21 protein-coding genes are annotated in these 19,406 nt (G+C 42.9%); 6 read left to right on the top strand and 15 right to left on the bottom strand.

Going from position 1 to position 19,406, the window contains the following annotated elements; all coding sequences use genetic code 11:
- Positions 1–141 precede the first annotated feature (141 nt).
- A complete protein-coding gene (locus tag CWC03_RS09490; RefSeq protein WP_010604566.1) occupies positions 142–327 on the top strand; it encodes a hypothetical protein in 186 nt (61 codons plus the stop codon).
- A 52-nt stretch (positions 328–379) separates the two neighbouring features.
- On the opposite strand, the gene CWC03_RS09485 is transcribed toward CWC03_RS09490, so the two are convergent.
- The 3 genes from CWC03_RS09485 to CWC03_RS09475 form a co-directional block, all read right to left on the bottom strand.
- Positions 380–598 (bottom strand): DUF6500 family protein, encoded by a 219-nt coding sequence (locus CWC03_RS09485; protein WP_138581699.1) that lies wholly within the window; start codon positions 596–598, stop codon positions 380–382.
- A gap of 119 nt (positions 599–717) precedes the next feature.
- Positions 718–1,188, bottom strand: coding sequence for a DUF3291 domain-containing protein (locus CWC03_RS09480; protein ID WP_138581697.1), 471 nt, complete (start codon positions 1,186–1,188; stop codon positions 718–720).
- Positions 1,189–1,303: 115 nt separating this feature from the next.
- Positions 1,304–2,311 carry a phytanoyl-CoA dioxygenase family protein gene (locus tag CWC03_RS09475; protein ID WP_138581695.1) on the bottom strand — a complete coding sequence of 336 codons (1,008 nt, stop codon included), beginning with the start codon at positions 2,309–2,311 and terminating at the stop codon, positions 1,304–1,306.
- Between the two features lie 133 nt (positions 2,312–2,444).
- Here CWC03_RS09475 and CWC03_RS09470 point away from each other — a divergent pair, with 133 nt between their 5' ends.
- On the top strand, positions 2,445–2,906 hold the full coding sequence (locus tag CWC03_RS09470; protein WP_138581693.1) for a carboxymuconolactone decarboxylase family protein: 462 nt from the start codon (positions 2,445–2,447) through the stop codon (positions 2,904–2,906).
- Complete coding sequence (locus CWC03_RS09465; protein ID WP_138581691.1) at positions 2,884–3,645, top strand: AraC family transcriptional regulator; 762 nt, start codon at positions 2,884–2,886, stop codon at positions 3,643–3,645. Before CWC03_RS09470 ends, CWC03_RS09465 begins: the two co-directional genes overlap by 23 nt.
- Before the next feature lie 364 nt (positions 3,646–4,009).
- On the opposite strand, the gene CWC03_RS09460 is transcribed toward CWC03_RS09465, so the two are convergent.
- The 6 genes from CWC03_RS09460 to CWC03_RS09435 all read right to left on the bottom strand — a co-directional run bounded on the left by CWC03_RS09460 (position 4,010) and on the right by CWC03_RS09435 (position 10,007).
- On the bottom strand, positions 4,010–4,942 hold the full coding sequence (locus tag CWC03_RS09460) for a class I SAM-dependent methyltransferase (RefSeq protein WP_138581689.1): 933 nt from the start codon (positions 4,940–4,942) through the stop codon (positions 4,010–4,012).
- Positions 4,943–5,060: 118 nt separating this feature from the next.
- Positions 5,061–5,645: a GNAT family N-acetyltransferase gene (locus tag CWC03_RS09455; RefSeq protein WP_138581687.1), complete on the bottom strand. Its 585-nt coding sequence runs from the start codon at positions 5,643–5,645 to the stop codon at positions 5,061–5,063.
- A gap of 88 nt (positions 5,646–5,733) precedes the next feature.
- Positions 5,734–6,990: a DUF418 domain-containing protein gene (locus tag CWC03_RS09450; protein ID WP_249313992.1), complete on the bottom strand. Its 1,257-nt coding sequence runs from the start codon at positions 6,988–6,990 to the stop codon at positions 5,734–5,736.
- Positions 6,950–8,293 (bottom strand): M23 family metallopeptidase, encoded by a 1,344-nt coding sequence (locus tag CWC03_RS09445; protein WP_138581685.1) that lies wholly within the window; start codon positions 8,291–8,293, stop codon positions 6,950–6,952. Before CWC03_RS09445 ends, CWC03_RS09450 begins: the two co-directional genes overlap by 41 nt.
- 1 nt (position 8,294) lies before the next feature.
- Positions 8,295–9,623 carry a M23/M56 family metallopeptidase gene (locus CWC03_RS09440; protein ID WP_138581683.1) on the bottom strand — a complete coding sequence of 443 codons (1,329 nt, stop codon included), beginning with the start codon at positions 9,621–9,623 and terminating at the stop codon, positions 8,295–8,297.
- Positions 9,624–9,626: 3 nt separating this feature from the next.
- Positions 9,627–10,007 (bottom strand): BlaI/MecI/CopY family transcriptional regulator, encoded by a 381-nt coding sequence (locus CWC03_RS09435; RefSeq protein ID WP_138581681.1) that lies wholly within the window; start codon positions 10,005–10,007, stop codon positions 9,627–9,629.
- Positions 10,008–10,165: 158 nt separating this feature from the next.
- Here CWC03_RS09435 and CWC03_RS09430 point away from each other — a divergent pair, with 158 nt between their 5' ends.
- On the top strand, positions 10,166–11,725 hold the full coding sequence (locus CWC03_RS09430; RefSeq protein WP_138581679.1) for a sensor histidine kinase: 1,560 nt from the start codon (positions 10,166–10,168) through the stop codon (positions 11,723–11,725).
- Between the two features lie 24 nt (positions 11,726–11,749).
- Here CWC03_RS09430 and CWC03_RS09425 read toward each other — a convergent pair whose 3' ends face one another.
- Positions 11,750–12,505 carry an SDR family oxidoreductase gene (locus CWC03_RS09425; protein ID WP_138581677.1) on the bottom strand — a complete coding sequence of 252 codons (756 nt, stop codon included), beginning with the start codon at positions 12,503–12,505 and terminating at the stop codon, positions 11,750–11,752.
- A gap of 109 nt (positions 12,506–12,614) precedes the next feature.
- On the opposite strand from CWC03_RS09425, the gene CWC03_RS09420 reads away from it, so the two are divergent.
- Positions 12,615–13,511 (top strand): LysR family transcriptional regulator, encoded by an 897-nt coding sequence (locus CWC03_RS09420; protein WP_138581675.1) that lies wholly within the window; start codon positions 12,615–12,617, stop codon positions 13,509–13,511.
- 6 nt (positions 13,512–13,517) lie between these two features.
- Here the strand turns inward: CWC03_RS09420 and CWC03_RS09415 are convergent, their stop codons facing one another.
- On the bottom strand, positions 13,518–14,369 hold the full coding sequence (locus CWC03_RS09415; RefSeq protein WP_138581673.1) for a GNAT family N-acetyltransferase: 852 nt from the start codon (positions 14,367–14,369) through the stop codon (positions 13,518–13,520).
- A gap of 241 nt (positions 14,370–14,610) precedes the next feature.
- On the opposite strand from CWC03_RS09415, the gene CWC03_RS09410 reads away from it, so the two are divergent.
- Complete coding sequence (locus CWC03_RS09410; protein WP_138581671.1) at positions 14,611–15,306, top strand: hypothetical protein; 696 nt, start codon at positions 14,611–14,613, stop codon at positions 15,304–15,306.
- A 54-nt stretch (positions 15,307–15,360) separates the two neighbouring features.
- Here CWC03_RS09410 and CWC03_RS09405 read toward each other — a convergent pair whose 3' ends face one another.
- From CWC03_RS09405 to CWC03_RS09390, 4 genes are read right to left on the bottom strand one after another with little or no spacing between them, the layout of a single operon-like run.
- Positions 15,361–16,623, bottom strand: a complete 1,263-nt coding sequence (locus CWC03_RS09405; RefSeq protein ID WP_138581669.1) for a sensor histidine kinase — start codon at positions 16,621–16,623, stop codon at positions 15,361–15,363.
- 21 nt (positions 16,624–16,644) lie between these two features.
- Positions 16,645–17,346 carry a response regulator transcription factor gene (locus CWC03_RS09400; protein ID WP_138581667.1) on the bottom strand — a complete coding sequence of 234 codons (702 nt, stop codon included), beginning with the start codon at positions 17,344–17,346 and terminating at the stop codon, positions 16,645–16,647.
- Positions 17,346–18,257: an alpha/beta hydrolase gene (locus CWC03_RS09395; protein WP_138581665.1), complete on the bottom strand. Its 912-nt coding sequence runs from the start codon at positions 18,255–18,257 to the stop codon at positions 17,346–17,348. The genes CWC03_RS09400 and CWC03_RS09395 overlap by 1 nt, the downstream gene beginning before the upstream one ends.
- Positions 18,250–19,380: a type 1 glutamine amidotransferase domain-containing protein gene (locus CWC03_RS09390; RefSeq protein ID WP_138581724.1), complete on the bottom strand. Its 1,131-nt coding sequence runs from the start codon at positions 19,378–19,380 to the stop codon at positions 18,250–18,252. Before CWC03_RS09390 ends, CWC03_RS09395 begins: the two co-directional genes overlap by 8 nt.
- Between the last annotated feature and the right edge of the window lie 26 nt (positions 19,381–19,406).

Raw genomic sequence — 19,406 nt, 5'->3', positions numbered from 1 at the left:
ACTCCTTTCAGAAACCCCTAAAAACACAGTATAATTTACTGTAATTCGGAGCGAATACAACTTAAATAAACGTGTATTGAGGTTGATCTGTGTGGCCATGATGCACGTAGTTAAAATGAGTGGAACCAAGTCGAGGCTTATATGTTTACAGATGCTACCTTATCAATTTTATGTTTATATTCATTAGCAATGTTTGTCACCAGTCTGCTAATGATAGCGACAGCCCCTAAAACTGATGATGAGAAACGCAAACAAACTATCACCGAGTACACTATGTTTGCACTGGCATCTGTTGCAGTATTTTTTGTGTCGTTTTACACGCTGTAACTGCCAGGTTGGGTCATCTCGATTGATGGCCCAAGAGCATGTCCTTTAAGACCTATTTTCCACTTTCAACCATCGTTTTTATCTTTAGCGCCTTTTCGAAGTGGTCTAATTCGTGAGTTTGTATCCACCAAGTCGCCGCTTCCATAAGTAGTGTAGGGTTCGTGTTTTTATTGGCAAAAAAAGCGTAAAATGATACGCCAACGTTATCCCCTTTTTGTGCGATTTTTTTATCACATACTTCTATTATCTTGCTTCTTAGTACTGTGTGCATTTTTCGTTAAATTCATACATCAAGATCTGCGGTTAGTGTACCATCAACATCACTGCTATTCACTACATCACACAGCTCAACACCTTTACGGTTGATTATCATTTCATCGGTGCACAAGGTTAATCTTCTTCACAAGCTTCCCTTTCCCTTACGTCTAGTTCGGTGAAACTATTTCTAAACGTAAAGGCATAAGCTGAATCTCCAAAACGACGCAGGTAATCGAGTCTTTCTTTTGCCTCATCTAACGTCGGAATATGGCCCTCTTCAACCCACCACAACACGTAGGTTTCCTGTTCAGCGCGGTGAAACCATTCTTTTTTACGCGCCAAAAATTCCTTATGCGCGGTTTTAAACATAAAATCTTTGAGCGCTTGCTCCGACTGCCATATAGACATATTCACGATAATATTTGGATCATCAAACGCCTTAATCTCTGTTGCATTACCGGTTTCATCTTTTAAGCGCCAAATAAAGCCAGGGCTTTGCTCTGCGAGTAAATTAATGCGGTCTAAACTTTCTACAAAATATTGAATTTCTGGCGCATCCATTTGGTATTTAGCGGTGGCTATATTGAGTTGTGCTAATTGCATCGACGGCTTTTCCTTGTGGTGAGTTGCTACATTCTACCAAACTTCACAATCATACTACTGTTTGCTCGCCGCCAAGTTAAGACAAAATTTAACCAAATAGAGATTTTTTCACTTTCTACATTTCTGGGAATGGGTGCATATTGATGTATTGCACTATACGGGGTGCGTTTGCTGTATTCGCGCTACCGCCATGAGGTAAAAACTGATGCCAAATCACCATATCTCCTGCATTGGCTGCAATTGCTTTGGAACCCAGTTGATGTAAGTATTCTGTGTTTGGAATACATGGATCCCATGGAGCCGTTGCAAGCCATGACTCTAGCTTCGTATGAAATCCTGGCACAACCGTTGTTGCACCCTGTTTTTCTTCAGTGTCTGATAGATACAAAATCCCTTGCGTGCCAAACTTGAGTTGCTTAGAGAAATCTAAATCCCAATGTAGATCAGGACCTTGAAAACTAGATTGCGCAGTTTCAGGCGGGTTGAAACCACACTGATCAGCTGAAACTATCAGTTGTTCGCTTTGCCATAACTGGCTAAAAGCCTTATGAATTATCATCGAATTCCGATTGTCCTCCAGTGCTTTATGTTGTACCAAGTGCACCATACTGCGACTCATTTTTCCTTGGTTAACCTTATACCAAGTCTTTGGATTTGATAATTCAATCTCCAAATAGTCTTGGATGGCGTTTCTCGCATTAGCACAGCCTTCGGCACTCACTGCATTTTTAACGATGACATAGCCGTTGTCCTGCCAGCATTTCAGGTCGTCCTCAGTGAGTACATCTGGCATATTTTGAACAGCAGCTATTTTTTCTTGATAACTGTCGGGGCAAGGGAAGTGGCAGGTGACATGTTTTAGCAATGCTATTTTTTCACTGCTCGGCTGAGCAGTTGTTACAATTGCATCAATAAAGCGATCGTAATCATGAGCATATTGAAACTGTAACTGATGTGCTTGAGATAAACTTAGGCCCAGTATGTCAAAAGTCGTTTTATATAATTCGAAACTAACTGGCTCTACCTGCTGCTGTTTATTTGTGAAAGTGTTGCTGGCTTGAAGCCAGATTTTTTTGAGTATGGATAAATGATAAAGCGCTAGAGCAAGATTTACATCACACATTATTTAACAACCATCCTTTAAAGTAGAGTTGTGTGTTCCCTCCTTAAAATTTTATTACAAAGACGTTTTTTTTCAATTTTTAACGCTTACACCTCATTACACTATAGGTATCACTAAACATGAGGATTCAGAGATGAAAAGAGCAGACTACTTCAATCAGGCACCTGAGCTTATTCAGCACTTATTGGGACAAGAGGAGTTGCTAAAACAGCAGGCCCATGCAACTTTTGGAGTCTCAATCTGGGAGCTCGTTAAACTTAGAGCATCACAAATCAATCAATGTGCTTTTTGTATTGCAATGCACACTAAACAGGCACTAGAGTATGGAGAAACCACTAATCGTATTATTGGATTAAGTGCATGGCAAGACATGCCGCTATACTCCAATAAAGAAAAACTGGCATTAGCGCTTTGTGAAAAGCTGACAAACGCACAAATGATTGACGACGCTTTTTATCAAACACTCAATGTAGAATTTGATGATAAAGAGCTGACTACGTTAACTATCGCTATTAATGCCATCAATAGTTGGAATCGGATCGTAAAAATGTTTAAGCCGAATGTAGAGTTCAATGAGCACAGATCTAACGCTTGAATTGATAAACCCAACAGGTGAAATCGCTAACTATGTGCAAGCTATCTGGTTTGCACAATCACACAAGCGCGGAGAAACTTGGCTTCCAAGCGACGGGGCAACTGGGTTTATTTTACCCCTAACAGGAACCATAGCCATTGATGGAGAAGTATTAACACATTCCGTTTATATGCAGTCTACCGCCACACAATCTAGAAAAATTAGCTACTCCGCGAAGGCACTGTTTTGCGGAGTGCGCTTTCACCCGGGCGGATTCGCACAATTACAACATGTTCAACACCCACTTGCTTTGCCTGAAGAACTAACTACACTTGCAGAAAAACTGCAAGACAGATCCGATTTTCTTACGTTCAAATCGTTACTGGCCCCCAGTTTAAATACACTTGTACCGCTTCATGGCTCGACATACTACACGCAAAAGCTCGTTAAGCTACTCACTGCGTATGTGCCACTCAATGAGGCATATGAGCAAGCTCCATTGAGTGCAAGGCAACTGGAAAGAAATATGAAGCAACTCTGTGGGATCACTCCAAAACAGCTAGAGAGAATTTATCGTGCCAGACAGGCTAAAGAAAGACTACAAGCAAATCCGAGACTCGCACTTTCTCAAATAGCACAAGAATGTGGATACTCAGATCAGTCACACTTTATCAGAGAGTTTGGCACGATATTAAAAATCACTCCCGCAAAGTATAGAAAGCTCATCGAATGTGCGCAAAATCATAAAAATATACCGTAATCATTTGTAAGGTGGACTCTAACTTTGATCTTGCAGCTGTAATAGTAATACCCAACCTTGATTCTAATACCAAATATGAATATCAAGTTGGGTGGTTTTTCCGATCTAGATACTACTACGGCTAATGAATACAAAGTAGAAAACGCTAGTGAGGTTTACCCTGAATAAACATACTGCCAATAGCTTACTTGACGCACCCCAAGATCAATGCTCCGCTTACGTATTCAGCCATCACCCAAGTGCATACATCAATTTAAACAAAGCAAAAATTTTGTTAGTAGTTCTACATAAAACATTTTTAATGTCGCTAGCATCGGATTTAATCTCTCAAATTGAACCAATATAAAATCAAGTCTGCGCTACATTAATCCGCTTTAAATCGTAAACACTTGAGGCTGCTTTGCTCATCAATGTCTTTAAATTCAGGTGGGTTTTGTAAACGTTCAACAAACGTAAGCGTTGGTGCCTCTCTTATCATTTCATCAATGAGGAATTGGCTTGAAACATCGGGAGAATTCACACACGCCAACACTTGGGCATTTGGCGTAAGTAACTCAGGAAGCTTTCTTAAAATTCGTTGATAGTCTTTGGTCAGTGCAAAGCTGCCTTTTTGAAAGCTTGGCGGATCAATTACGATTAGGTCGTACGGCCCATATTTACGCACTTTTCCCCAAGATTTGAATAAATCATGGCCTAAAAAAGACACCTTACTGAGGTCGTGTTCATTGAGTTGATGGTTTACTCTGCCTTGCTTGAGTGCCGCTTTTGCCATATCTAGATTCACAACATGGGCAGCACCGCCCGCAATTGCCGAGACAGAAAACCCACAAGTATAAGAAAACAGATTAAGTACCCGAGCCCCCGCCGACTGAGCTTTAACAAACTCACGACCCAAACGCATATCTAAAAACAGTCCCATGTTCTGCTTTACACCGAGCTTTAAGCCATATTTAAGTCCATTTTCTTCAACGATAGGCATAGCAGTTAATTCACCATACAATACCTCGAGGTCTGAATCAGGCAAATAACGATGTTGTAGCAAAATAGCAGAGACTTTTCCGTTAAATGCTTCAGTCTCCACAAGTGATAATAATGCCTGCTTTAGCGACGCTATCAAGTCAACGTCGTGCTCCTTGAATAAAGAGACTAAGAGCTGACCTTGTAACCAATCTACTGTGATTTGTTCAAGCCCTTCATAGCAACGACCACGTCCATGAAATAGACGTCTAAGCTCGTTTGGTACGGCTTGGGTTTGCAAATGATTCAGGAGGGTCGATACAGGGTTTATTGCTGTCATGTCGGTGTCTGGTTATATGCGTAAGGTCCGGCATTTTACTTGTTACTTCACAGCAAAAGCAAATGCCTAAGGTCTGCTTAGCTTTCACGTTTATTTTTTGCAGCAAAGGAAACCAGTCTTATGGGCGCCACAACATCGTTGTTGCCCCGCTAAAACCAGTTAACCAATTGAGATAAGAAAAATCTTCATGATGGGAGGCAACAAAGCCCATTCTCATGTAAAGCTTTTTTGCTTGGGGGTTAGAATCAATTACATCAAGTCGTAATGCGTGAAACCCGCTTTGTTTGGTATAGCGCTGCAGTGCCACTAGAAGCGCAGTGCCAACACCATGTCCTCTGACCAATGCTGCAACTGCGATACCGTCCATCACCACTTCATTGGGCGCAGGCTTTCGCTCAAAAAGGGTAAATACCGCTGCGGCTTTAACCCCGCCTAGCAAGCCTAATTCGTCAATAAGTCCAGAAAAGCCCATATTTGATGTAAAACCGCTTTTGCCATATTGAAAGCCCGCAATCCCCACTAACTTGCCGTCTGCAAAGGCAGCGAAAGAGTATTCTGGGATGAAGCTCTTCGCGATAATAGTGATCAGCTTATTGCGATCCGGCACTGCGGCTTTGAATTTGCTACCAAACGCATCAACGTAAAGCTCAGCAGCCGCTTGCGCATACTCTATATCCCATCCTTGTGTTATTTCTATTTCCATACCTTACCTCAAGCTAACGTGTCGACTTCAATATTAGGTCAAAGTTAGCTTAGGTATGAAGTTCGAATTTGTAAAAAATTCGAGTCGATTATGCATGTAACGTAATTGTTAGTTTGCGCCATACTCGCTCAACGGGACCCACCTTAAAGAGTCGCCCGTAAATCACATTTAACAGCAGCTGCACTGCCATAATCACAAGCCATAAGAGTAAGAGCTCACTGCGACTTAGCGTATTATGTAATCCAAAGCCATAAAATATCACCACCAATAACAGTGACTGTCCAATGTAATTGCTAAGCGCAAATCGACCCACTTGATTTATCGCCTCAAGGGATTTGAAGCGATGCAACCAACGGTTATATAGCAAAGATAACAAAACCAAGTAAACAATCGCTTGCAGCTCCCGGTTAAGTACGATGACCATTTGTTTAGCGTAAGATAACACTGGGATATGTGAACTGTGTAGCCAATGAAAATAGCGAGCTTGAGTGGCATAACACGACACCGCAATCAAGCAAAGCAGTGCCACAACCGCAAAAGGGCTAAGTTTAGTCTTTGAGAACAATCCCCATTGAAACAACTGTGAGCCTATCAGCATCATCATCAACGTGGACCAAAAAATACTTGAATAAAACAGCTTACCTTTATGGACCTGCGGGCTGTCAAAGTTTTCCTGCCAATACTCAGTTAAGTTTAGCGTTTCTTCCAAAGTACGATGGCTGGGTGTCCGTGGTTCGGTTTTATTCTGCCACCGATTAATCGCTTTTTGCTGGTCTCGTGTGCGAGACGCTTCGTCAACATTGAGCGCTGCTTGGTAAGCATCGTATTGGGCGTTGGTGCGTTCTGCTCTGCCAAAACCTGCAACTAACATAAACGCCAAACAAATTGCTATGCTGACTTTGATGGCCCGGATGCCAAGTAATATGACGGTGGTGGCAATCATTCCTATCACGGCATAGTGATAGAGAATGTCGCCACTCCAAATACAATAGGCATGAACAAGGCCGAGTATAAATAAAGCCACTAGCCTTGCCGCACTTAATTTAATAGCAAATTCAAATGGCTGTTTTTGAAGAATAATCGTAAGGCCAGCGCCAAATAACATCGCCAGCAGCCCGTAAAACTTGCCCTGAGCAAACACGTAAACCCAGTACCTTACCTCACTGTCTATATCTGCCATAAAGCCATATTGGTAACTGCCCCATGGATTGGGATAGGCAAAGCTTTCGATGTTGATAAGTAAAATACATAGAATTGCTACCCCGCGAATAAAATCGAGGCTGTTAATACGATTTTTTTCAGCACTAGTCATCAGCGCTACCCATGCTGCCCGACTGTCCATCATGGTGAGCCAGCTTTGCGTTTTCGCTATCGAGCAGTGTGGTAATTTGTGCAACCTGCGCGCTAAATTCATCAAATTGCGTGTCACTTAGCTTGGTGTTTTTTGGTTGTTTTAGGGTGAGTGGATTGATGGCTTTTCCATCTTTATGCACTTCATAATGTAAGTGACGCGCCTGCGACAGGCCGGTATTCCCAAGATAACCAATCACATCGCCTTGCTTTACTCGCATCCCAACCTCGAGGCTGTTCGCAAAGCCATTTAAGTGCGCATAAAGTGTTTGATAGCCTTTACCGTGATCTAACACTACGCGATTACCAAAGCTGCCGCCCCACCCAGCTTTGAGTACTTTTCCAGAACCCGCAGCCATAATAGGCGTACCAACAGGCGCACCAAAATCGATACCTTTGTGCATTCGGGTATAGCCCAATACTGGGTGATGACGTTTACCGAAGTTTGACGATAATCGAGCACCATTAAGCGGCGTTTTCATTAGAAAGCTTTGCGCGAGGGTACCATCAGGGTGGTAGAAAGCGGTCGTTCCGCCATTATCAGTAAACCGGTATAAGCGATATTTTTCTTTTCCTGAAAGTAGCGCAACATGTTGTAATTCTATAGGTTTGGAGATTTGCTTGAGTATACCTTCGGCTGCCACAAGCTGCTGTTCTTGAAATACAAAATCGATTTGGTCGCCAGCATATACTTCTCTTTGAAAATCGACAAGATGAGATAAGGCCACAATACTTTGATTAATAATGTCGTTAGGCACCCCGATTTTGCTGGCGTCCACAAAAAAACTAGAATCTATGCTTGTCGATAAACGCTTTGTTTGCGTGACGGTTTCAAGCTCACTTAGCGATGCATGCCAGTGTTCATCTACTCTTTTAATCTCAATAACCTGTGCAAATGCATATTCAAAGCGGATTTGCTGTACTTGTCCGTCTACAAGCTCTGCTTCTATTAACTGTCCAGCCTTGAGTTTAGTCAGTGATGTCCACGCACTCACGGCTTGTTCTACCAGCCAACTATCACGGTCACTGAACGCAAACCTACTTAAAAGATTCGCTAAACTCTCACCCGATTTAAGTTCAAGTAGACGAATATCTTGAACTGGCTTAAGCTCCTGGGTGATTTGGGCCGCGACTGAGTCTTCAGCGGATCCATTATGTACAACAGCTTGCGCTTGATCTGGTTGCGCAGACACAAAGGTGTTCTCTGGCGCTTTATTGACCGAATGAGTCTGCTCGGGTTGTTTCGAGCAGCCGAAAGTTGCCATCATTGCAATAGCGATAGAAAGCTTTTTAATCATGTTAATTTTCCAATAAGGTCAGCGGATCAATGCGCGTGTTGTTATGCAGAGCTTCTAGATGTAGATGTGGACCAGTGACTCGACCGGTTTCACCTATGGTACCGATCACTTCTCCTTGCGATACTTGCTCACCCACTTCAACATCAATGCTATCAAGGTGTGCGTAGAGGCTTTGATAACCATTGTCATGATGGATCAACACCACTTTACCGTAATTCTTAGGCAAGGTTTTATCATCAGCAATCGTGACCGTACCGCTGGCAACCGCCATCGCAGGTTCACCAACGCCGCCAGCTAAATCCAGTCCTTGATGTGCTTTATTGTGACGAAAGCTTGATATATGCCCAAACCTGGATGTTATTTCAGGGGTGGCGACCGGGTATGTCCATGTTTTACTCACCAACGCCATTCCCATTGTCCACTGAATATTGCCATAGGCTAAACCTAAACTAAGCAACACAAAAAACCCTGTCAATACACGGTTACTTGGCTTCTTTTTAGATTTAAGAATAACGCTAAAACGCTTTTTATAGTCATCTAAGGTCAGTGAATTAGACGCAAAACTTGCTGTCATATTCATCGTTTTCGACTGCGCAGCAGCCCGTTTTAACGAGTTCATTAATGCTTTGCTATAAGCCAAAGGGTCAAGGCTGTGCTTCGCTATCGTCACCTCATCACAGCGATATTCCATCGCTCGAATAAAGCCCTGTTCCATTTTTGCAATAAACGGATTAAACCAAGCAAGCGTCACGAGTATTCGCCAAATTACGACAGCAATATGATCGCCTTTATCTATGTGAGTTAACTCATGCAGAATAAGTGCTTGCTGCTCGGCCTTTGGTAGCGTGTCAAATTCCACTGGCAAATACACTTTGGGTTGCCACAGTCCGAACACAAAAGGAGAGCAAGTAATTGGTAATTGATAGCAACTCAGTGTGCCGAGTTTTATTTTTGATGCAGTACTACAAAGGCGTTTTACTCGCCAAAACTGTCGCCCAAGTACCAAAAGATGAGCAATGAGACCAACGCAATAGACCATAAATACAGCCAAAAGCGTCAAGTTTAGCCAGTCAGACCCAACCTGTGTGCGCTTCGTCATTGCCAGCAGCGGCTCTGCAAATTGTTGTAAGTTGGCATTAAACAAGATGGCTGGAATGGCGTTATGTTGTTCCATATGTTCAAATGGGATCCAAGGCAAAAAAGTCACTGCCAGCACGCCCCACCAAAGTCCTTTATTCTGTACATACCGAGCGGAAAATTTCACTCCAAGTGCGTACATTAAGCCACTAAGCACTACCCACAGCAAGACCGAAAGTAATATCAGTTCCATACCTTACTCTTCATCACCTTGCGTCTTAGCTAACTCATCTAACATGGCTTCTAATTCATCTAATTCATCCGCTGCAATTAACTTACTATCTGAAAACATAGCGATTGGAAGAGGCTCATCCAACTCCATGATTTGCTTTGCAAACTCTTGAGCATAAAGTGCGAGAGTCGGTACCTTAGCAAGGACAGCTGAGTATATTTTTTTATTGCCTTGCATTTGCTCGGCGAGATAACCCTTTTCACACATTCTCTCAAGAGTTTTTCGAGTTGATGAGTAGCTCCAGCTGAGCTTTGCTCCAATTTCTGTGTGAATTTCTTTGCCCGTTCTTGGCTGTTCACGCCAAAGGATCTTTAAAACGATTAGTTCGGTTGAGTTAGGCTTCATTGTTTTTCTCACAACTGCGACAGATGTCACACATTAACAAACAAAAAAGTGCGACACAAGTCGCATATTGTGTTTTTTTAATTTTCACCACGAAAAATGGCGACATTAGCAACAGCACTTATACTTCAAGTTGATATGTAAAAAATGAGTTATCTGTAGTGCTAGAGCTAATTAATATTCGCCATAAATTATGGCTGCTAATTGTGTTTCCGGTCATTGCGCTTGCCTTACTGCTTGGATATGCTTTTAATCGTTACGCTCACCTTGAGTCAGAAGTAGAATCTCTATACGCTGATCGTGTTGTGCCGCTTATTCAAATAAAAAAAGTATCAGATCACGGTGCGATTCAGATTGTCGACATACTTCATAAGTATCGTGCAAGGTTGGTCTCCAAAGACGAGGTGCTGGTGCAAATAGCAGATGCTACTCAGGTCATGAACGACGCGTGGCAAAGCTACCTAAATACTTATTTGGTGACGGCGGAGCAAGTCAAGATCGAACTCATTGAGTTTCAAATGCAGGCCGTATTTACGCATATTGCCACAATCCAAAGCGCGATAAATCAAGGAACATTTTTAGCTATTCCACAAAATCAGTTTGTTACTGCACTCTATGAAAAGTTCGATCCGTTAACTGCATCATTACAAGTACTCACCGAAGTACAAAATGATGTCGCACTCGGTATTGTGAAACAAACCGAGCAACAATTTAGCCAACTCAAGCTGCTGCTCACTACTTTTTCTGTGATCGTATTGGTGAGTTTAATTGCTGTTGGCTTCGCTTTATACCGTTCTATTCAACATCCAATCAATCATATTCGCTCACAAATCAACCACATTATTGAGAGCTCGAGTCTTGAAAAACGTATCGACATTGATAATCACAATGAATTGACTGATGTTAGCCTTGCCATCAATCAGCTCCTTAGCCACATTCAAGTGATCCACCAGCAATTGTTAGAGGCGGAAAAATTATCGAGCCTAGGTAGTTTAGTCTCAGGGTTGGCTCACGAGGTAAATACCCCACTTGGCGTCTCAATAACCGCCATATCATCCTGCCAAGAGCAAGTGGATGTGATGGAAACTGGCATGAAAGCGCAGCGTCTGTCGCACCCTGAGTTTTTAGAAATCATGGCAGCATTGGATTCTGGGTTGTCTATCGCAGAGCGAAATCTTGGCAAAACGGCAAAGTTGGTACAAGAGTTCAAAAATATCTCCGCAGAGCAAGAAACGGACGTTGAGCAACTTGTCGACCTAGAAGCCGTTATCCGCGATTATTGCGAGCAGACTGCCCGTTTTCAGTTAAAGATGCGCGTTGAATTTAGCGCAACGGGAAAACTGGAACAACTGGTCAAAATCAACGTTAATGCGCTACAGCAAACCTTACTACAACTACTTGAGAATGCCCGAATTCACGGTTATAGCGATGATATTAATACTCAACCGTTTGCTGCTATTCGTTTAGAGATCACTGACAATAAAATACTTATTCGAGTCAAAGACGAAGGCGTTGGTATGAGTAATGAGATCCTAAACCGGATCTTCGAGCCCTTTTACACCACTGCTCGCCAACATGGTCATGCAGGGCTTGGGCTTTCCGTTACCTATAATCTCGTCAAAAAACACTTAAACGGTGACTTAAAAGTCAATTCCAAAGCCGGAAATGGCACTACTTTTACCATCTTGTTGGCGAACAAAACGTTGGCACAAACCGCCTAACCAACTTGTGCCCTAATAGCATACTTAACGAGTGACAAAGCCTCCGTTAACAAACAAGGTTTGCCCAGTCGTCCAGCGTGATTGCTCCGACGCAAGATAAAGCACCGCAGGGGTAATATCGTCCACTTGCCCTAGTCGGTTCATTACACTTGCAGACTGCAAATAATTAACGGTTTGCTCATTTTCTTCGCCATGGAAAAAGTCTGTGTCAATTGGACCTGGTGCAATGGTATTGACGGTCACCCCTCGATGCCCTATTTCCTTTGCCAGCGCACGAGTGAAATGCTCAAGTGGCGCTTTTGAGCCAGCATAGAGCGCATAATTTCCAGTAAATGCTGCCAACAGCGAAGTGCCCATATTAATGATCCGACCATTATCACGAATATGCTTAGCGGCTTCTTGCATCACAAAAAATGCTCCTTTACAGTTGACCCCAAATAGCCTGTCGAAATCTTCCTCACTATATTCAACAAACGGTTTTTTGCTGATATTACCGGCATTATTGATAACGATATCTACGCCGCCAAACTCACTAATAATATGCTCAAATATATTCATTACCTGCGCTTTATTGCTGATATCTCCGTGTACTAGCGTCGTTCTAACACCCAGCGCTTCAACTTCCTTCTGAGTTTCAAGTGCTTGTGGTTTAGAATGGGCACTATGATAGTGAAGTGCAAGATCAGCGCCTTGCTTTGCCAGCGCAATGGCAAAATTTTTCCCCATATTTTTGGCTGAGCCAGTGATAAACGCAACCTTACCTGTTAATTGCTTAGACATACGTATTTCTCCTACTTAAAATATTCAATCGACTTTTAGTGTAGCTAGGTGAAAGGGATACAGGTATAGTGATTTTAGTCATTTACTAATTGCATTTTTTACATCCGCTATGAAATCGATTACTGAAGAAGATTTGTTTGTTCTTACCGTTGAATCTGGCAGCCTCAAATCTGCGGCTGAAGTGATAGGTACCGATCCCTCCTCGGTAAGCAGAAAGCTCGCAAACTTAGAAAGCCGATTAGGAGTAAAACTTTTACAGCGCTCCACTAAGCAAACAGCCGCAACTGAAGTTGGGCTTGAGTACTATAAAGGCGTAAAACAATTACTAGATGAAAAAAGGGAATTAGAAGAGTCGATTTCAGGCACCTCCACACTGCCTTCTGGTACATTAAGAGTTGCAGCGCCACACGACTTCGCCGAGCGCTTCATTGCTCCTGTGGTACAAACCATGATAACCACCTATCCAGACCTCAATATCGAGTTACTGCTCGACAGTCATTTTGAAGATCTCAAGACTAAACAAATCGATATTGCAATTAGGATTGGCAAATTGGATGACTCCTCCTTGATCTGCCGACAACTAGGCAATGTACCACGAGTCTTGGTGGCCTCTAAATCGTATATTGAGCGCATGGGACAACCACAACGCTTTAGTGACTTAAGCAAACTGGATTTTATCTTTTACAATAAACCTAAGCTTGGTGATCAGCTCATTCTCGGTAAAGGCCTGCATCGTGAAGCCGTTGCGGTAAGTGGTAAGCTCGTCGCCAACAGTGTTGCAGTACTAAAGAATTGGGTAAACGCTGGCCTTGGCGTGCATTACGGGCCACTATGGGCATTTAAAGATGAATTAGCTATGGGCAGTTGTGTACAGCTACTACCTGAACTTCACGATGAAAGTTATCCAATCCATGCGCTGTACTTGTCGAAGCAATATACTCCCGCAAAGGTACGGGAGTTTGTTGAGCTATTGACTTCAACCTATCAGCAATACCGCTTCGATTGAATCAAACTAGCCAATTTCAAATGAAGTTACCCCAAACACGCGAGTTAATGGTAAATCAGGTTGTTCACCGGTATACATTCTCGCGGTTTCAAAGGAAAGTGACATCTTGTACTTTTGTGCAAGCGCAACACCAGCTGCATTTACTTCTGGCACGTCCAAATAGATGGTCTCGGTTTTTGATACCTTAGATCTAAGCGCTAAGAAGAGAGTCTCTGCAAGTTCCGCGCTATCAGCGTAAAGCGGACCTATTTTATAGCCGACGTGGCAAGGGCGGATCACCCCTATGGCTGCCAGTGTATCCCCCTGCTTAATACCGAAACCGTAGCAGTCTGGCTGGTTAACCCAAGCGTCAACAAAAGCGACTCTTTTTGCGGGGAAAAATGCACTGTCATAAGCAATGACCTCTTCTATCGGTAACCGTTCAAGTGCCACTAAGTTTGTGCAATCAGGCATTTCGCCACCGCCCACCCCTTCGTAGCGAATATTACGATAGGCGAGCTTAAAACCCGATTTTTTGTAATTCTCTTGCTGAGCGACCACTCCATCCAGTGCGACGTTACAACCAGCTAAGTATTGAAGTCCATCCTGCCAAATCTGCATCCCATAACCCTGACCTCGATATTCTGGTTTAACGATATAAAAGCCTAAAAAACCAAATGAATCATCGTACTTATTCACCGAAATCGAAGCGATAGGTTCATCGCCTAGATAGCCAATTAAAAAGCCATTTGGATCGGCTTGATAGTAGCACTGTGCGTCACTAAGTCCTGGGTTCCACCCTTCTTGCAGAGCCCATTTTGCTGCAACTTTTAATTCAGCTAGGTCCATTACTTTTATTTTAAATGCTCTATTTTCCATGACGTATCTACTTTCATCACCTGATGTAGTTTGTATTATAGCGGACAATCCTGCACTGCAATGGCCCTATCATAGGCATAATAAGCCTCAAATTTGGAGCAAATATAAAGGATAGGCACACTAACACCCGAACAATTATTATCACTGATTGATTTTCCACACGCCTCGCTATATGGTGTGCACCAAATACGAGCCTAACGTATTAATTACCAAGAAATAAATCATAAAAAGGAGTTGTTTTATGGCCCTCTACATTAAAAATTCGGCGGTCGCATGTCCTGCGGAAAAAGTGTTGCAAGCTACAGACTTTTACAAGCCATTCCCGAGCACCCAAGATGTCGCGTTTAATGACACTCAGCTATTACCAATAGGGCTACTTGACTATTCGAGGTTAGACGCAACCAGCGATGATAATGTACTTATCGCATTACCGATTTCTATGGAGATTTTTGATGGCGACCTTCCTTATATTTCCTACTCACTGACAGACATTGGGTGGCAAGTTGACGCGCACAATGTTGACAACCTAAGTGAAGATAAGGAGGATTTTGAAGACTATAGCGAATACTATCAGCAAGCAGCCAGCTTCTACGCCAAGCATCAACGACTTAACTACTCTCTTGACGAAAACGAAGAAAGCGACCTGCTCTTTGAATTAGGTGGCCAACCCATGCTCGGTTGCAATTGGGACGCCTATTTGTGGGATGAAGAAGGTGATGATGAAACGCGCTATTTTGACGCTATGGATGAGCAAAGCGGCGAGAATTACAGCCACTACTCCACTCGTGAAATTGGCTTTTTTGATGAAGAGCATGACGTAGATTTTACCTACCTTGGTACCTTCTGCTTCTCCACTTATTTTGAGGGCGGTGGCGAAGGGATTGTTTTTTATAGTGCTAAACACAAGAGAGTATTGGTTATCGCCGAGTTTTCTTAAGTTCAATTAAACTCTCTCAAGGCACGATAACAGAAGTCACCGTGCCTTTTTATCTTAAGCAAACTTTAAGTGAACCGACACACCTGTTTCGCCACTTTCAATCATCACCTCCACAGAAAACTTCTCACAAAGACGCTTTACTAGCGATAACCCAATGCCTGTGCCTGAACTATTGGGACCGCGCATTCCAGACTCAAAGGCTTGCTCGTTTGCCGTAAAGATCTCTGGTAACCCTTGCCCATTATCCGCAATTGTTAGTGTATTATCTCTGTAACGAATATGGATTTGCTCACCTTGGCTATGATGTACAGCGTTCTGTAACAGGTTTTGCACCACCAATCTTAGCTCCTGCGCAGCCATAAAAACAAATACATTGTCGGGTAAGTCGATAGTTAGGACTTTATGCTCAAACAGCGCTTGATTGTTGATAATGCAGGCTTCAATCACGGATTGTAGATTAGTCTGCTCCGGTGTATCGGCTTTTTCTCGGGCAAGGGCAAGTAGCGCCTCTAGTGTTAGCTGTATCTGCTGGTCAGACTCCGCTATCCTTGCCACCAATTCCTGCTGTTTACTATTTAACTCGGTGTGGTTGAGTAAACTAACCGCCCCTTGGGAAATGGTGACAGGTGTTCTCAATTCATGAGAAATATCTCTGGTAAATTGGCGTTCACGCTCAACGAATGCTCGAATACGAGCAAGGGATGACTCTAGCGTTTGTGCAAATTTACCAATTTCATTTTGCGAAAACTGAGATGCAAAATTGGTCGGGAGGTTTTCAACGGGACTTGCTTCTACAATTACCATTAGCTCATCCAAAGGTTTAAGTAGTTTTTTTGCCAGCTTTACCGTACCAAGCGCTAACAATAACGCAATTACTAAGCCAATCGCCAATAAGGTCAGTGAAAAACCAAGCATCAAGCCTCGAAGTTCACGTACCACAAGATGACCGCTTACTTCAGCAAGCAATATGCCTTGTCCACGGTCATGCTTGTTTAGAAAGACGATATGATAATGTTTACCCGCCTCAGCACTAAACTCTTTACGGTTTGGCTCCTCAGCGAGTAACGTTCTTACCACCGCGGGTAAGGTGTCGGTTGTTGGATGAAATGTGACGAAGTCAAAATGTGCTTTTGGTGTCTCGTTATTGACGATTTGAAGCGCTATCTGCTTTCTTTCATCCTCTAAAATTTGATAAAAAAAGCTGTCTTCTATGATGTAGCTAAAAAGCAAAGTGATCAGTGAAAATAATACACTGAGCAGCACGACGATAGAGACAAAATAAGTGATGATGCGGTTTCTTAGTTGTTTTGTTTTCATTTTTCTCAATTGCTATTTCAGCTATAAATCCAGCACTAAGCCAACGCTGTGAATGGTTTTAATAATGGCAGTTGGAAATGGCTTATCTACCGCTTTGCGTAATTGGTAGATATGTGACCGTAAAGAATCCGAGTCAGTGCCCTCCTCGCCCCAAATACGCTCAACAAGCTCACTCTTAGATACCGCTCGAGGGTAACTTTCCATCAAAATTTTAAGAATATTGAACAAAATTGGCGGTAACACGAGTGCAGTCTCACCCCGCGTTACCGTTTGGTTTTGGTAATTGAGCGTAACCTGTTTATCTGCCTCCCCCACACTGAGCGCCCTTGCAGCAGGTGTGGGATTTAATCGACAAGTTAATGCGCTGACTCGAGCTACTAGCTCCTCTAGCGAAAAAGGTTTGGTGAGGTAATCATCCGCACCCTGCGCAAATCCTGCTAATTTATCGTCCAAAGTATCTCGAGCAGTTAACATGATGATGGGAATATGCCTGTCGGCTTGAAGTCTTAATCGCTGGCAGACCTCAAGCCCTTCAATATCTGGCAGCATAATATCCAAAATAATACAGTCAAAATATTGTGTTAATGCAAGCTCACAACCTTGCTCTCCCGTATAAGCAAAGTCCAAACTATGTCCCTGCATATCGAAGTAATCAGCAATATTACTTGCAATCGCGGAGTTGTCTTCAATTACTAATATATTGAGTTGTGAGCTTGTTTTCATTAATACCAACCTTGTAATTCTTCATAGTAGCCTTCAGGCAAGATATGCTCACCTTCAATAACCACGTGATGTTTTTTAACACTCGCAATAGCTTCGAATAATGCTTCGTTTTCACGTTCGCTGGCGTATTCATCGTCATCTGCCGAAACCAACCACACCTTGGGAGAATCAACGGCTGTCGCAAAGTTTTTAATCGCCACTCGTGCCACCGCATTAGTCAGGTAAGGCGGCACAATTGATAACACATTATCCACTCGTTTATCCAGTGCAGCTAAAATTAAACTGATTTGACCTCCCATGCTGTATCCTGCAACACTGATTTGGTTTTGATCAAATTGCGGTTGGGTTGCGATCCAATCAAGCAGAACTCTGTGATCCTTTACCGAATCAATAACCATGTTTTCGTAGGGCTCGCGTTTTCCCCACCAATCTAAATCATGCATAACATCAATAAGGTTATAGTCTGGGTTTTTACGCTTACCATGGTTTCTTGAATCAATGGCAATCACAGCATACCCGTTTGCTAGTGCCATTTTGGTAAGTTCATCCGTTTGCTCGTATGTGTCACGTCCTTTAAAGCTTTCTTGTATCCAGCGTACATCACTTCGACCCATACCGTGGACACCCACCATAACGGGCATTGGTTCAGTCGCGTCATAATTATTTGGATAGAGAATATGCCCATTGACTTTATCGCCATCAAACGTTTTGTACTCAAGCGCAAAGTGATTAGCTTTTAATGGTGAAAGATTTACCTCTACCGCCTTTTGCTCATAGCTATATATTTGCGCTAATTCCTCCGGCGTAACGCTATATGGCTTTAATCCAAATACTGCGTACCAAACAGCGGCAACACCTGCGATAATTCCAGTCACTACTAACATTGTTTTTCTCCAGCTTTGCTTAACCATAAACTTTCTCCTTTAGTGCAATCAGACTCTCCGCCGTCCCGTGCTTTTTGAGCGCTGCTTCTAATGTGGACTGTGCACCAGATATATCATTTAGTTTGAGCTGTGCATTTACTAACGCTTCGTACAGCATGGGGAGATCAATATCTGCAAAGGTTAATTGCATTAACTCAACGGCCACTTCAAGTTGATGAGCAGTTTGCGCATGCTGCGCTTGATATAAACCAGAGATCCCGAGCAACATAGGATCAAATGATGACTTATCCGCTAAATAACGTGCCCTCGCTTTGCTGCTATCTGAAAAGAATTGCTCTACTAACAAAATACTTTCATCGTCTTTGAATCGCGGTAACTCGCTTACCGTCAGACCAAGCGCCGCAACCACCGCTTTAGCGGTATCTACCGTAGAGAAAGGGTTTTGTCCCGTGATCAATTGACCATCAATACTTACCTGATTCAACATCAACCCGTCTTGCACAAACGATACACCACGCTCAATGAGTTTATCTTCAAGTAGGAATGGAAACTGTTTGGTCCACTTTTTACCAAACGCTGCCTCTTCTTCGTTAGTAAAACCATTTACTCGCTTGCCGGCGATTAAATACTCTCCATTTTCAAGCTTTACATCCACCAATGCCGCAGGACCATGGCAAACAGCACCAATTACGCCATTGTTAACGTAGATATCACGAATAATTGCCTGTAACGGTTTGGAGTCATGCAAGTCGAACATTGGGCCTTTACCCCCAACCACAAACACAGCATCGAATTGCGCGGGCTCTAATTCACTCAGTCTTTTAGTGTTTTTAAGCTGCGCCATCGCCGCCGTATCGTTACTGTATGCTTGATTATAGGGTTTGTTTTTATCGAACTTATCTGCTAGTGGTTCACCGCCCTTTGGCGAGGCTAATGTGACTTTTACGCCATTTTGTTTAAACACGGCATATGCTTTACTGAGCTCGTCAAATTCAAACCCAGGTTTGCTTAAAGTGCCATCATCCCCCATTTCGCCATAGCTACTGAGCACCATGAGCACATGAGGTGTGTTTTTATCTTGTGCAAGCGTATTGACTGAAGTTGCTGACAACGCAGCAACGAGAGATAAGGTGAATAGTGATTTGTTCATCATCCTGTCCTCGGGCCTGTTGACCC

This window comes from Pseudoalteromonas sp. S2755, assembly GCF_005886535.1.
GTDB lineage: Bacteria > Pseudomonadota > Gammaproteobacteria > Enterobacterales > Alteromonadaceae > Pseudoalteromonas.
This window is presented reverse-complemented; position numbering and strand designations above follow the sequence as displayed.

Bases quoted from the DNA above. Each gene is read 5' to 3' on its own strand.
- CWC03_RS09490 (WP_010604566.1), top strand. From the start codon at position 142: ATGTTTACAGATGCTACCTTATCAATTTTATGTTTATATTCATTAGCA.
- CWC03_RS09485 (WP_138581699.1), bottom strand. From the start codon at position 598: ATGCACACAGTACTAAGAAGCAAGATAATAGAAGTATGTGATAAAAAA.
- CWC03_RS09480 (WP_138581697.1), bottom strand. From the start codon at position 1,188: ATGCAATTAGCACAACTCAATATAGCCACCGCTAAATACCAAATGGAT.
- CWC03_RS09475 (WP_138581695.1), bottom strand. From the start codon at position 2,311: ATGTGTGATGTAAATCTTGCTCTAGCGCTTTATCATTTATCCATACTC.
- CWC03_RS09470 (WP_138581693.1), top strand. From the start codon at position 2,445: ATGAAAAGAGCAGACTACTTCAATCAGGCACCTGAGCTTATTCAGCAC.
- CWC03_RS09465 (WP_138581691.1), top strand. From the start codon at position 2,884: ATGAGCACAGATCTAACGCTTGAATTGATAAACCCAACAGGTGAAATC.
- CWC03_RS09460 (WP_138581689.1), bottom strand. From the start codon at position 4,942: ATGACAGCAATAAACCCTGTATCGACCCTCCTGAATCATTTGCAAACC.
- CWC03_RS09455 (WP_138581687.1), bottom strand. From the start codon at position 5,645: ATGGAAATAGAAATAACACAAGGATGGGATATAGAGTATGCGCAAGCG.
- CWC03_RS09450 (WP_249313992.1), bottom strand. From the start codon at position 6,990: ATGATGGACAGTCGGGCAGCATGGGTAGCGCTGATGACTAGTGCTGAA.
- CWC03_RS09445 (WP_138581685.1), bottom strand. From the start codon at position 8,293: ATGATTAAAAAGCTTTCTATCGCTATTGCAATGATGGCAACTTTCGGC.
- CWC03_RS09440 (WP_138581683.1), bottom strand. From the start codon at position 9,623: ATGGAACTGATATTACTTTCGGTCTTGCTGTGGGTAGTGCTTAGTGGC.
- CWC03_RS09435 (WP_138581681.1), bottom strand. From the start codon at position 10,007: ATGAAGCCTAACTCAACCGAACTAATCGTTTTAAAGATCCTTTGGCGT.
- CWC03_RS09425 (WP_138581677.1), bottom strand. From the start codon at position 12,505: ATGTCTAAGCAATTAACAGGTAAGGTTGCGTTTATCACTGGCTCAGCC.
- CWC03_RS09420 (WP_138581675.1), top strand. From the start codon at position 12,615: ATGAAATCGATTACTGAAGAAGATTTGTTTGTTCTTACCGTTGAATCT.
- CWC03_RS09415 (WP_138581673.1), bottom strand. From the start codon at position 14,369: ATGGAAAATAGAGCATTTAAAATAAAAGTAATGGACCTAGCTGAATTA.
- CWC03_RS09410 (WP_138581671.1), top strand. From the start codon at position 14,611: ATGGCCCTCTACATTAAAAATTCGGCGGTCGCATGTCCTGCGGAAAAA.
- CWC03_RS09405 (WP_138581669.1), bottom strand. From the start codon at position 16,623: ATGAAAACAAAACAACTAAGAAACCGCATCATCACTTATTTTGTCTCT.
- CWC03_RS09400 (WP_138581667.1), bottom strand. From the start codon at position 17,346: ATGAAAACAAGCTCACAACTCAATATATTAGTAATTGAAGACAACTCC.
- CWC03_RS09395 (WP_138581665.1), bottom strand. From the start codon at position 18,257: ATGGTTAAGCAAAGCTGGAGAAAAACAATGTTAGTAGTGACTGGAATT.
- CWC03_RS09390 (WP_138581724.1), bottom strand. From the start codon at position 19,380: ATGAACAAATCACTATTCACCTTATCTCTCGTTGCTGCGTTGTCAGCA.